This window comes from Ruegeria sp. CDSB136 (genome assembly GCF_059610965.1).
Map to the genome: position 1 here is coordinate 15934 of NZ_JBXWOP010000031.1, position 13112 is coordinate 29045.

11 protein-coding genes and 1 tRNA gene are annotated in these 13112 nt (G+C 56.7%); 6 read left to right on the top strand and 6 right to left on the bottom strand.

What is annotated here, in order from left to right; all coding sequences use genetic code 11:
• Positions 1-111 precede the first annotated feature (111 nt).
• Together ykgO and AC2FIR_RS22730 are read right to left on the bottom strand one after the other, a co-directional pair.
• Entirely contained in the window at positions 112-237 is a 126-nt protein-coding gene (gene ykgO / locus AC2FIR_RS22725) for a type B 50S ribosomal protein L36 (RefSeq protein ID WP_005648635.1), read from the bottom strand.
• Between the two features lie 93 nt (positions 238-330).
• Positions 331-405 (bottom strand) — tRNA-Val (locus tag AC2FIR_RS22730).
• Between the two features lie 147 nt (positions 406-552).
• On the opposite strand from AC2FIR_RS22730, the gene AC2FIR_RS22735 reads away from it, so the two are divergent.
• Positions 553-1413, top strand: a complete 861-nt coding sequence (locus AC2FIR_RS22735; protein ID WP_496747779.1) for an N-formylglutamate amidohydrolase — start codon at positions 553-555, stop codon at positions 1411-1413.
• A gap of 2 nt (positions 1414-1415) precedes the next feature.
• Here AC2FIR_RS22735 and AC2FIR_RS22740 read toward each other — a convergent pair whose 3' ends face one another.
• Together AC2FIR_RS22740 and pyrF are read right to left on the bottom strand one after the other, a co-directional pair.
• A complete protein-coding gene (locus AC2FIR_RS22740) occupies positions 1416-2669 on the bottom strand; it encodes a DNA polymerase IV (RefSeq protein ID WP_170611002.1) in 1254 nt (417 codons plus the stop codon).
• 597 nt (positions 2670-3266) lie between these two features.
• On the bottom strand, positions 3267-3971 hold the full coding sequence (gene pyrF, locus AC2FIR_RS22745) for an orotidine-5'-phosphate decarboxylase (RefSeq protein ID WP_170610999.1): 705 nt from the start codon (positions 3969-3971) through the stop codon (positions 3267-3269).
• Between the two features lie 149 nt (positions 3972-4120).
• On the opposite strand from pyrF, the gene AC2FIR_RS22750 reads away from it, so the two are divergent.
• The 3 genes from AC2FIR_RS22750 to AC2FIR_RS22760 all read left to right on the top strand — a co-directional run bounded on the left by AC2FIR_RS22750 (position 4121) and on the right by AC2FIR_RS22760 (position 9330).
• Positions 4121-4441, top strand: a complete 321-nt coding sequence (locus tag AC2FIR_RS22750) for a hypothetical protein (protein WP_496747780.1) — start codon at positions 4121-4123, stop codon at positions 4439-4441.
• Between the two features lie 128 nt (positions 4442-4569).
• The gene (gene clpB, locus AC2FIR_RS22755; protein WP_480813495.1) at positions 4570-7188 is read left to right on the top strand and encodes an ATP-dependent chaperone ClpB; all 2619 of its coding nucleotides are present in this window, start codon (positions 4570-4572) and stop codon (positions 7186-7188) included.
• A 123-nt stretch (positions 7189-7311) separates the two neighbouring features.
• Entirely contained in the window at positions 7312-9330 is a 2019-nt protein-coding gene (locus AC2FIR_RS22760) for an acyltransferase family protein (RefSeq protein ID WP_496747782.1), read from the top strand.
• 132 nt (positions 9331-9462) lie between these two features.
• Here AC2FIR_RS22760 and AC2FIR_RS22765 read toward each other — a convergent pair whose 3' ends face one another.
• Complete coding sequence (locus AC2FIR_RS22765) at positions 9463-10056, bottom strand: NAD(P)H-dependent oxidoreductase (protein ID WP_480912999.1); 594 nt, start codon at positions 10054-10056, stop codon at positions 9463-9465.
• A gap of 190 nt (positions 10057-10246) precedes the next feature.
• Positions 10247-11062, bottom strand: coding sequence for a cyclase family protein (locus tag AC2FIR_RS22770; protein ID WP_170610985.1), 816 nt, complete (start codon positions 11060-11062; stop codon positions 10247-10249).
• A gap of 292 nt (positions 11063-11354) precedes the next feature.
• Here AC2FIR_RS22770 and msrP point away from each other — a divergent pair, with 292 nt between their 5' ends.
• On the top strand, positions 11355-12257 hold the full coding sequence (gene msrP, locus AC2FIR_RS22775; protein ID WP_480913000.1) for a protein-methionine-sulfoxide reductase catalytic subunit MsrP: 903 nt from the start codon (positions 11355-11357) through the stop codon (positions 12255-12257).
• A gap of 4 nt (positions 12258-12261) precedes the next feature.
• Positions 12262-12876: a protein-methionine-sulfoxide reductase heme-binding subunit MsrQ gene (gene msrQ / locus AC2FIR_RS22780; RefSeq protein ID WP_496747785.1), complete on the top strand. Its 615-nt coding sequence runs from the start codon at positions 12262-12264 to the stop codon at positions 12874-12876.
• Positions 12877-13112 lie beyond the last annotated feature (236 nt).

The following is a 13112-nucleotide window of genomic DNA, read 5'->3' on the forward strand; positions in this document are numbered from 1 at the left end:
AATTCGCGCTCCGATCAAATGAGGCAAGCGTACCATGTTGCGCGGACTAATGCAGACAACAAAAAAACCGCGCTCAACGGCGCGGTTTCTTTAAGCGGTTCAATGCAGTTCTTAGCCCTGACGAGCTTTGAACTTGCGCTGCGTCTTGTTGATCACGTAGACGCGGCCTTTGCGACGCACAACACGGCAGTCACGGTGCCGGTTCTTGAGCGAGCGGAGCGAGTTCTTGACCTTCATGGTCTGTCTCCAATCTGCGGCGCCTTCATCAGAGACGTGGCCAGCGCCTGGGTTAGCGGGTGCCCCGGGTCAGACCCGAAGCAGTGAAAACGATGGTGGGCGGTACAAGGATCGAACTTGTGACCCCTTCGATGTCAACGAAGTGCTCTACCGCTGAGCTAACCGCCCACTTACCTTTGCGAGATGTGCCCCATAACGAAATGGGGCGCGGAACCCCGCGCCGGTAGCGGGGTCTATAAAAGGAGTCGCAAAGGGGTTCAAGGGGTTTGGAAGAACTATTTTCCGGTCTATGTTGAGTGCGAACAAGGAGTCACCATGTCAAACGCAGCCTATATACTGGAATTGCCCGTCAAGCGTACGTCATGCGTGGTGTTTTCCTCTCCACACAGCGGGCGCGTCTACCCTGAGTCCCTGCTCAAGAAGACAGTGTTAAGCCCAAGCGTGATTCGATCCTCGGAGGATGCTTTTGTCGATCAGCTGTTTGCCCCGGCATCCGAATTTGGTGCGCCGCTGATATCGGCTGCAATGCCGCGCGCATACCTGGATCTGAATCGCAGTGCCGATGAACTGGATCCGGCCCTGATCGAAGGCGCGCGCAGACATGGTCACAACCCGCGTGTTGCGTCCGGGTTGGGTGTGATTCCGCGCGTGGTTGCCAACGGTCGGGCCATCTATCGCGGGAAACTGACGATGGACGAAGCGCGCCTGCGGATCGACACATGCTGGCGCCCGTATCACGCACGCCTGAAGTCCCTTTTGTCAGAATCGCACGAGGCATTTGGGCAGGCTATTTTGATCGATTGCCATTCGATGCCACATGAAGCCGTCGCAATGGCCAGCAATGCACAGACTAAACGGCCGGAAATTGTTCTGGGCGACCGGTTTGGGGCATCAGCGAATGGTGAGGTCGTCGATCGAATCGAAGCTGCCTTTGAATCTGCCGGGTTGAATGTAGCGCGCAATGCCCCGTTTGCCGGTGCTTACGTGACCCAGACCTATGGTCGCCCCGTGCGTCATCAACATGCGGTTCAGATTGAAATCGACCGGTCGCTTTATATGAACGAAGACACCATTGAGCCCAGCGAAAATTTCGATGAATTCCGCGCCATACTGCGCGATGTGATCTCAGAGATTGCCTGCATCGGCGCCGAACCGGCCCGTCTGGCTGCCGAATAGCCCTAGCGCAACGCGCGCCCTTTCACGATCGCCTCAGATCCAAAACGTCGTCGGATTTCATCTGTGGCCCGCTCTGCCTGTGACCGCTTTGCCGCACCGGGGTCCAGCAGGTCGCCCGAAATATCGGCCTGGTGCTCGGGGCACAGATCCGACAATCCGCAACCAAGCAGGCGATATGGTCCCTGATCTCCGACCTGATCAAAAAGCCCACGCGCCGTTCGATAGATGCGGTCGGCGATCTGAGTCGCGTCGCGCAGGGAAACGCGCCGTGTGATGATCTTGTGATTGGCCTTCTTGAGTTTCAGTGTAACGACCCGTCCCGCCAACCCCTTGGCCTTGGCCCTGTCGGCCACTTTCTCGGACATACGCCACAAATGCCCGTCCAGAATGTCGATACTGGCCGTATCCTCGAAGAAAGTCGTTTCATTGCTGATTGATTTCATCGGCTCATTGCCGGAAACGCGGCGCTTGTCCTGCCCGCGCGCCAGGTGCCACAGCCGATAACCCATCGACCCGAACCGTGCGGTCAAAGCCTCCTGATCCCAACGCAACAAATCGGCAAAACTGCGAATACCAGCCCGATCCAGAGAGTCCTGGGCCGCAGGGCCAATGCCCCAGATCAGCCGTACAGGCTTGTTGTGCAGGAATTCTGCAGTCTCGGCCTTGCCGATCACTGAAAATCCGCGCGGCTTATCAAGGTCGGATGCAACCTTGGCCAGAAACTTGTTGTGACTTAGTCCGATTGACCCGGTCAGGCCCAGCTCATCTTTCATGCGCTTGACCAACCGCGCCAGCATCACCGCTGGTGGGGCGCCGTGCAGGCGATAGGTTCCAGACAGGTCCATAAAGGCTTCATCCAGCGACAATGGCTCCACAATCGGGGTCAGTTCATCCATCATCGACCGGATCTGACGTGACACGTCCGCATAAACCGACATGCGCGGTTTGATGACCACCGCGTCGGGGCACAGCTGCAATGCCTTGAACATCGGCATGGCCGATCGCACGCCCCGAATGCGTGCCACATAGCAGGCGGTGGACACGACCCCGCGTTTGCCGCCGCCAATGATAACCGGCTTATCTGCGAGTTCTGGATTGTCCCTTTTTTCGACCGAGGCATAGAAGGCATCGCAGTCCATGTGCGCGATGTTCAGCTCAAAAAGCTCCGGATGCGATTTGACGCGCGGGCTGCCGCAGGACGGGCACCTGCTTCCGGCTTCCATTTGTGTAAGGCAATCCTGACAGAGAGCAGGCATTTCAGTCACTTCCTAGCCCGGCGCGGGCTTGGTTCGCCCGAGCAATCCGCTAAATTCTAACGTGGTTCAGAACAAAGCAAAAGCGGCACATGGATTTCGACACGGCAAAAGGCGGTGCTGTTTTCTGAACCAGAATCGGTGGTGATTCACGGAAACGACTTACGGAGTATTCCTTAACCGGGCTGCAGAGATCTTCGCAGCGTTGGCGCGAAGGCCATGATGTCCTTGCGGATTGCGCCATAGGAGAGATTTTTGAAGTGGTTGCGCATCCGGTAAACGCCACTGATTGCGGGACCTCTTGTCGGGCGTCGCGCAGTGATGGGAGACCTGGTTTTTGCCAAAGAAGACCCCCCGCACTTGCGCGGGGGGAGGTAACGGACCTCAGGAAGAAATGGCCCGTTGGGGAGTATACCCCTAAAGAATCGCCCAAAACTTACAATTACGACAGAGCTGAGAGCCTGCGTTGTGAACTTGTGTTTTTCATGTGTGTTTTCAGGCACAGGGACGATTTGGCGCGGCTGTCACCGAAATTGACCTAAGGTCAAGGCGTTGCGAGCCGATTTGGCTGTATCGGCTACGTCAATCATCCATGCCAGATTAGGTTCTGGTCAAAGAATTTAGCTCTGCCAAAACGGCCTCGGCTGCTGCTTTTGGGTCGTCAGCTTGATAAATCGGACGGCCAACCACGATATGATCGGCCCCGTCGCCGATGGCGCTGGCAGGTGTGGCCACGCGTTTCTGGTCGCCCAAAGCGGCCCCTGCAGGGCGGACACCAGGTGTGACTATCAGCCGACCTTCGGCCTGGGGCAGGGCGCGGATCAGGGCTGCTTCCTGCGGACTTGCAATGACCCCGTCGGCCCCGGCTTCCAGCGCGCGCGCGGCACGTTCAACGACCAGTTCCTGCACTGTTCCGTCTTTCAGCAAGCTGGCATCCAGATCGTCGCGGTTGAGCGAAGTCAGGATCGTTACCGCCAAAATCCTGAGGTCTTTGCCTGCCGCCCCTTCTTTGGCCGCGCGAACCACGTGCGGATCGCCATGCACGGTCAGGAAATCCAGATCGAATTGCGCCAACCCGCGTACTGCGTTTTCCACCGTGTTGCCGATGTCGAACAGCTTCATGTCCAGAAAGATGCGTTTGCCGTGGTCCTGCTTCAGCTCATTGGCCAGGGCCAATCCGCCACCGGTCAGCATTCCCAACCCGATCTTGTAGAACGAAACGCTGTCGCCCAGCCGCTCGGCCATGGCCAACCCTTGCAGGGCATTCGGAACATCAAGGGCAACGATCAGGCGGTCATCGGACATGGGCAGGCTCCTATTTGGCAAACGTCTGCGTCCTAACGGGTTCGGTACGCTCTGTCCATGCATGATAACCGGGTGATGCAGATCACTTAGCGGATTCAACTCTGTGCTATGATCCTGCCAATTCGTGATAATGAATAGGGAACCGCGATATGAAGAAACTGATTTTGCTTGGGGCGGCCCTGGCGCTTTTCGCGTGTGATGAGGCGCCGCGCGTCAATACACCTGACACAGGCGCTGCCCCGGCCCCGACCAATGATGATCTGCTGCTGGTGCGTGGATATCGATCAGAGGATGACTGGTGCCAGCTCACAGGCGAGACCGAATTTACCGTCGAATTTCTGGATCATACCGCCGATCTGGTGTCGTGCCCGACGGGCAGCGATGCGGCGCAATCGCTTGTGGACATGTACGAAGCCAGGCAAATGGCTGAGACCGGCGGCTACACGGTTTACTCAATACCGCGGGGATAAGGCCGAATATTGAAACCTGGCCCCTTGAAGCCGTGAAGACATTTCCCAAATTGAATGTGAGGCCCAGACCGAAGCGTGCCGCCAAGCGGGCGCATCACATTCAGGGCGCTTGAGAAAAGGAGAATAATATGGACTTGAATAAGTTCACCGAGCGGGCACGGGGATTCGTGCAGGCCGCGCAGACCATTGCGCTGCGCGAAGGGCATCAGAGGTTGGAGCCCACACATATACTCAAAGCATTGATGGATGATGATCAGGGGCTGGCAAGCAATCTGATCACGCGCGCGGGCGGCGCGCCAGGCCGTGTGGTCGAGGCGCTGGACACCGCAATGGGCAAGATTCCAAAAGTCAGCGGCGACGCGAGCCAGATTTACATGGACGGCCAGACAGCCAAGGTGTTGGCCGAGGCCGAGAAGCTCGCCACCAAAGCAGGCGACAGTTTTGTGCCGGTCGAACGCGTGTTGATGGCGCTGTGCATGGTGAAATCCAAGGCCAAAGAGGCATTGGAAGCCGGGGCCGTATCCGCCCAGAAGCTTAACGAAGCGATAAACGATATCCGTAAGGGTCGTACCGCTGACACCGCGTCGGCGGAAGAGGGCTATGACGCGCTCAAGAAATACGCGCGCGACCTGACCGAGGCCGCTGCCGAAGGCAAGATCGACCCGATCATCGGGCGGGATGAGGAAATCCGCCGCTCGATGCAGGTTCTGTCGCGCCGCACCAAGAACAACCCGGTTCTGATCGGGGAACCCGGCGTCGGTAAAACCGCGATTGCCGAGGGCATGGCCCTGCGCATTATCAATGGTGATGTGCCGGAATCGCTGAAGGACAAGAAACTGCTGGCGCTCGACATGGGCGCGCTGATCGCTGGTGCGAAATACCGCGGTGAGTTCGAAGAACGCCTCAAGGCCGTTTTGACCGAGGTGACCGAGGCCGCTGGTGAGATCATCCTGTTCATCGATGAGATGCACACGCTGGTCGGTGCGGGTAAATCCGAAGGCGCGATGGATGCCGCCAACCTGATCAAGCCCGCGCTTGCCCGGGGTGAGTTGCATTGTATCGGTGCGACCACGCTGGACGAATACCGCAAGTACGTCGAAAAAGACGCGGCCCTTGCGCGCCGGTTTCAGCCTGTGATGGTGCAGGAGCCGTCGGTCGAGGACACGATCAGCATTCTGCGCGGCATCAAGGAGAAATACGAGCTGCACCATGGCGTGCGCATCTCGGACTCGGCGCTGGTCTCGGCGGCGACTTTGTCGCATCGCTATATCACCGACCGCTTCCTGCCCGATAAGGCCATCGACCTTGTCGATGAGGCGGCGTCGCGTCTGCGGATGGAGGTGGATTCCAAGCCCGAGGAGCTCGATCAGCTGGATCGCCAGATTCTGCAGATGCAGATCGAGGAAGAGGCGCTGAAGCTTGAGGATGATGCGGCCTCCAAGGATCGTCTGGAAACCTTGCAAAAGGATCTGGCCGACCTGCAGGAGAAATCCGCCGAGATGACCGCCCAATGGCAGGCTGAACGCGACAAGCTGGCTGGCGCGCGGGATCTGAAAGAACAACTCGACAAAGCGCGGGCTGACTTGGAGATCGCCAAGCGCGAAGGCAACCTCGCCAAAGCGGGTGAGCTGTCTTACGGCGTCATCCCCGAGCTTGAAAAGAAGTTGACCGAGGCCGAGAACGCCGAAAGCAGCGAGATGATGGCCGAGGAAACGGTGCGCCCGGAACAGATCGCTTCGGTGGTCGAACGCTGGACCGGTATCCCAACCTCGAAAATGCTGGAGGGCGAGCGTGAGAAGCTGCTGCGGATGGAAGATGATCTGCATTCCCGCGTGATCGGTCAGGATGCGGCGGTCACTGCCGTGGCCAACGCCGTTCGCCGGGCCCGTGCCGGTCTGAATGACGAAGGCCGTCCACTGGGCTCGTTCCTGTTCTTGGGCCCGACCGGTGTGGGCAAAACCGAATTGACCAAGGCCGTTGCGAACTTCCTGTTCGACGACGACAATGCGATGGTCCGCATCGACATGTCAGAGTTCATGGAGAAACACGCGGTTGCCCGTCTGATCGGTGCCCCTCCGGGCTATGTTGGTTACGACGAAGGCGGTGTGCTGACCGAAGCCGTGCGGCGCAGGCCTTATCAGGTCGTGCTGTTCGATGAAGTCGAAAAAGCGCACCCGGATGTCTTCAACGTGCTGTTGCAGGTTCTCGACGATGGCGTCCTGACCGATGGTCAGGGCCGCACGGTGGACTTCAAGCAGACGCTGATTATCCTGACGTCGAACCTTGGGTCGCAGGCGCTGAGCCAGTTGCCCGAGGGCGCGGACAGCGCGCAGGCGCGGCGTGACGTGATGGATGCAGTCCGGGCGCATTTCCGACCCGAGTTCCTGAACCGTCTGGATGAGACCATCATCTTCGACCGCCTCAAGCGTGCCGATATGGATGGCATCGTCGATATCCAGATGGCGCGCCTGCAAAAACGTCTGGCTGCCCGCAAGATCGAGCTGGCTTTGGACGATGGTGCGAAGGAATGGCTGGCGAACGAAGGCTACGATCCGGTCTTCGGTGCGCGCCCGCTCAAGCGCGTGATCCAACGTGCACTGCAGAACCCGCTCGCCGAAGCCCTTCTGGCTGGTGAGATCAAGGATGGCGAGACTGTTCCGGTGACGGCAGGGGCCGATGGCCTGATCATCGGTGACCGGCTGGGAACGTCGGAACGGCCCCGCCCGGATGATGCCGTGGTGCACTGATCTGACATTTGAACTGATAAATAACCGCCATATTGGCGGTTATTTGTCTTTTTGGCTAAAAGTCTGGTAAACCGCATATCGCTCATTCACGGCAATCACGCAGGGCAATCTCGGATAACCAGTATGCAACAGACAGAAATCCATGGCCCCGGCGGGGAGCCATCCAAGTTTCGCGGAGATATTGAAGGTCTTCGCGGCGTTGCTGTTCTGGCTGTATTGATTGATCATCTCGGCCTCGATCTTCTTCCTTACGGATTCCTGGGCGTCGATGTCTTCTTCGTGATTTCAGGGTTTGTCATCGCCCGATCCGTCATCGATTGGGATTGGACGAAGTTCTGGCCCAATGCTTCTCATTTCTTTGCGCGCCGCTTCAAGCGGCTGGCGCCGGCTTTGTTTGTGTGTCTTCTGCTGTCCTCACTAGTGGGTTCGTTCTTTATTCAGGACATGGAGGACAACACGAAGACCGCTTTTTGGGCGTCTGTCGGGCTTTCAAATTTTTTCTTTTATAATCAGCAATTTGATTATTTCGGCAGGTTGCTGGATCTCAACCTGTTCACGCATACCTGGTCCCTTGGTGTTGAAGAACAATTCTATATTCTCTTTCCACTTGCTGCGTGGTTATCGCTGTCAGCAGCTTTGCCGCGCAGGGTGAACCTGATTTCAATCACGGTATTGGCGGTGTTTTGCTTGGCGTCGCTTGGAGCGTACTTGCTGTTTGCCAAGGCGGATCCGGTGGGCACGTTTTACATGATCTACTTCCGGGCCTGGGAGCTGGGGCTGGGTGTGGCCATTGCCGTGCTGATCAGACATTGGCGACCGCAGCGTTTCAACTCTCTGATCGTTCCGGTTTGTCTGGGGCTGTTGCTGATCTTGTTTGCCTTACAGGTCGACTTGAATCGCAACTTTGCAACGGTCATTGCCGTTGTCTTGTCGGCGACCTTGTTGCTGTTCCCCGTCCGGACCGGAATCTTCTCGAAGGCGCTTTCGAATACGCCGCTTCGCTGGGTCGGTAAGATCTCATACTCGCTGTACTTGTGGCATTGGCCAGTTGCCGTTCTGGCCAAATGGACGATCGGGCTAACCGCGATCACTGCACCGTTTTTTGTTCTCGTGATGTTTGGGGCTGCTACGCTGTCCTACCGGTTTGTCGAGAATCCTCTGCGCCATTCCAAGTGGACCGCAGCCAGAATGCCGGGTTACCTGGTTGGGTCCTCCGCGCTGGTCACAACGTTGATTGCCCTTTGGGTCTTGTCAGAAGATGTGAGCCGGAACCTGTACTCCGGCGTGTCTCCGGCGCTTGCTCAACGAGGTCCGGCGACCCTCGAGGCGCCGTTGAAGGCAAATGATGGTTCTGTCTGGCAGGGAAGGCCTTGTATTATCAGAGACGCAACCGAGGTCGGGAGGTCCATTCCAATTGAAGGCTGCGTCTTCGGTTCATGGGAAACGGCTGAAAAGCGCATACTGGTGGTCGGAAACTCGTTCTCCGTCGCCTTTGGCGGAGCATTTCGAGAGATTTCGGAAACCGAAGACTGGGCGGTTCTGTTAACCTCCAGCTGGGGCGCACAGCCAGTGCCTGAGCTTGGTTACAATGGACCATGGCAAGAAGCCAATCAACACTATTGGGAAGACGCAGTGCCTGAATTGGTACGTGAACTTCGTGCCGGGGATGTGGTTCTGATGCTTAGCGATCTTGGCGGGCTTTCGTACGGCTCAGGCGGGAAGGATGACGTGGTTCTGCAGCGTTACTTGGAAGGTATTCAGCGGTTTGCCCGTGAATTGAATGAACAAGATATCTCGCTCGCAATTGTTGGTCCTTTGCCTCTTGTCCGCGAGGCTCGATGCACACCCGAGGTGGCAGTTGCCCAGTGGTTTGCGCCCAATGGCGGTCCATGCCACTACCTGACGCGCGAGCAAACTCTCAAACGGGTTGGCGGGGTCCGCACCGAACTGTCAACGCTTGAGGAAAACGAAACTGCGATCTTTGTGGATCTGTTCGACTTTTATTGCCCGGGGCCGGTTTGTAACTACTTTGGTGAGGATGGGATCGTGCTCTACCGCGATGAACATTCCCATTCGTCTCTGGAAGCCGCAACCAGTTCTGCCAGCTTGATGGTGAAGCATTTGAAAGAGAATATGCACTGACGTTTAAGTAAGTGTTTATCAGGCTATTCAAACAATCTTGTCTGAAATTCTGATCGGGTTTGGGCGGCGATCAAATTGCTCCGGCCGTCGCAATTGAGTTCAAACAAGCCATACCACGAGCCGATATGTATCCTAGTGGTTCTCAGGCAAAGGCAAGGTCTGGCCGATAGTGTTGCACTTGTCCAGCAGAGCTTTTCGCCGGGATTCCGACCCGGTCGATCCGTGAAGAACGACAAGCTTGCGTGGTGAAAACCCAAAATACCCAAAGGTACCCTGAATCCAGCTTGTTTCCAGCGCCTGAAGATATCCCGCGCTTTCCATTTCGTCGGATCGGGCCCCTGCTGGTACCAACAGTACTCCGGTGCGAGGCCTCTGGAGCGATTTCTCGGGATCATTCAACTGGTCATACGCCCACCCCCAGGTCCATACGCGATCAACCCAGCCTTTCGTCATGGACGGCATTCCCCACCAAAACAGGGGAAAAGCCAGGCAAATTGCGTCGGCGCGCGCAATTCGCGACTGCTCGGCAACAACGTCTGACAGCGCGTCAGAGGCCAGATTTCCTTCTACATCGGCCATGGACCAGCGCGGATCAAAACCTTCTGCATGCAGGTCGCCAAGCTCGGTGGTGTGACCGGCCGCTGTCGCACCTTCCATAAAGCTCCGCGCCGCAGCGACGGTGAATGAGTTGGGATCTGGATGATCAAGAATTGTCAGGACATGCACATGCGAATCCTTCTATTGCTATCCGGTCTTCGAATGGACCCTGATTGCTCAAGGTAGGTTTAGGTCAAGACAAAACATGTTTGGTTCAGGCGGCTTCAATCGATTGGCTGCTTCGGTCTCGCTGAAGCAATTGCCCAAGCAGCAAGGGCTCACCATCGCAGCGAGCCCTTTATTGATCGTCCCGGTGTCGTCAGATCAGTGCAAAAATTCGTGCGGGTCCTCCTGTCCCGCCTGCATGTTTTGGCGCGCCTATGACGAGGGTCGCACCCGAAGCAGGTACCAGATCAAGCCCGGCAAGGCATTCAATTCCGAAACGTCCGGAAGGAAGCCAGGCGTAATGAGTTGCAAAGTCCGCCGACATGCCGTGGTCCAATGACAAAGTGTCTACCGCAATCGAGCGTGCGCCGGTCTCCTCCATCAGCATCTGCGCGGCTTCAACGTGAAAGCCTGGGTAGTGCTGGGCCTCGCCGTCAAAATTGCGGAACTCATCGGTGGCTGTCTTGCCTGCCCAACCTGAATGCATTGCCACGCAGGCTCCGTCAGGAATGTCGCCGTTGGCTGCAATCCACGCTTTCAGATCGTCCGGCGTAAGCAGTGTGTCCGCATCTTCGGCGGCCCGTGCTGCGATGTCGACCACGCAGAGCGGGGCAACAAGATCCGTCACCGGTATTTCATCAACAGACAGGCCATCCGCGGAAAAATGCAGTGGGGCGTCGATATGCGTGCCGGTATGCTCGTTGATTGTAAGATTGAACAGGTTAAACCCGTGTTCCCCAAAATTGAAAACCTGATCACCGGCAAAACCGGGGTCACCTCCCCAGGTTGGGAAATCGGCACTTAGTGTATGGGTCATATCTTCGACCTTGCCATGACCTAGGGCCAGAGCGGCGGGCGCGGTCGCGCCCGTTGCGGCAATTGCCGCGCCAGAGGCTGCCGCTGCCTTGAAGAATCCCCGTCTTGACAGCATGCGGTCCTTGACCGCGTTAACTACGCAGATGTCACACATTAGTCCTCTCCCTTTCAGGCTGTCATTTCCATAGGCGACAATTTCGCATCTGACAGCATGATACAGACTGCGCGCTCGGCATTTTCTTTGTAAAGAGAAGGCTTTTCAACGGGCCGATCAAATTGCGCCCAGATGAAAGCGTTGTGGATCTTGGCCGCCCATCCACCCTGTAACACGGGTAACAGCTGCGTCAGCTTGCGAGAATGTCATCAGATTGGAGCGTATATAGCGGTGACAATGTGGTATGAGCGGGCGATCCCGAGCCCGGGAAATACGGATTATGGAGACCCAAATGGCGTATCGCTGGAGAAACACACTGACACATGCAGACGTCACCCCGAAGTCGGCGTTTCTGAACCGGCGGCAGGTCATGGCCGGTCTGGCCGGTGTCGGATTGACAGCGATGACAAAGCCTGCGGCTGCACAGAACACGCTTGAGCCCAACACGTGGGAAGAGATCACCTCATACAACAACTACTATGAGTTCGGCACGGGCAAGGATGACCCGGCAAAGTATGCCGCTTCGCTGAAAACCGAACCATGGAGCGTGAAGATAGATGGTCTGGTTGATCGCCCCGGCGAATACGACTTTAAGGACATCATGTCAGAAATGACGGTAGAGGAGCGTATCTACCGTTTCCGTTGCGTCGAGGCGTGGTCAATGGTTATCCCTTGGAACGGGTTCGAGCTGGCTGATCTGCTGGCCATGGCAGGGGTTCAGGAGGGCGCCAAATACGTGGCATTCGAAACCGCCTATCGCCCCGACGAAATGCCGGGGGTGCAATACCCGATCCTGGAATGGCCTTATCGCGAAGGGTTGCGTCTGGATGAAGCCATGCATCCGTTGACGATCATGGCGACGGGCATCTATGGCAAGCCGATCCCGAACCAGAATGGCGCACCCCTGCGTCTGGTGGTTCCGTGGAAATACGGCTTCAAATCCATCAAGTCGATTGTCCGGATAACGCTGACAGACACGCAGCCACCAACCAGCTGGAACATGTCGAACCCGCGTGAGTATGGATTCTATAGTAACGTTAATCCGAATGTGGATCACCCGCGCTGGTCGCAGGCCGCTGAGCGCCGCATCGGAGGCGGGCTGTTTGCCAAACGCGAGCCCACGCTGATGTTCAATGGCTATGAGACAGAGGTTGCCGGTCTTTACGAAGGCATGGATCTGGCGAAAAACTACTGAGACCATGCAGTTTTTGAATCATCACCTGCGACGAATCCCGGTCTGGCTGATCTATCTGGTCGGTTTCCTGCCGGCACCCTGGTTGTTTTATCAGGGGTTGACCGGAGGTCTTGGCGTGGAGCCTATTGAAGCCCTGGAGCACGAATATGGCGAAATGGCTCTTCAGTTGTTGATTTTCGGACTGGCGATCACTCCGCTGCGCAAGCATCTGGGCCTGAACCTGATGAAGTTCCGCAGGACAATCGGTGTTCTGACATTCGGATATGTCAGTTTTCACTTGCTGGTCTGGCTTGTTCTGGACGTACAGGTGCCGGGTCAAATCTGGGCGGATATACTCAAGCGCCCCTATATTACTGTCGGGATGGCCGGCTTCTTGTTTTTACTGCCGCTCGCGCTGACCTCGAACAATTGGTCAGTCCGGCATTTGGGTCCGGTTTGGCGCAAGCTGCACCGTCTTGTCTATCCGGCGGCAATTCTGGGCGGGCTACACTATGTGATGTTGGCAAAGGGATTTCAGATCGAGCCGCTGGTTTATCTGGGCTTGATCGTTGGTCTTCTGGCTTTGCGCCTTCCGATGACCGAAGCCTTGATGCGGTTCAGGACGGCAGACTCTGCCTGACCAAGGGCGAGTCTGTGGGCAAGCTTGTGGATAAATGTCTTGCTGTCTGGATTTAGTGCGTTTCCATGCCGTCGTCTGTAGTTTTTCGAGCGTAGCATCGACTTAATAATATGTTTTTAAATGAGAAAATTTGTTGCTCAAACTTTTTTCGATTTCTTCTGTTTTTTCACTTGCGGCTGATAAGTGTTATGCTTAGAACCCCCTTCACCGGCGCTGCTGAGGCGGTGCTGACGGGT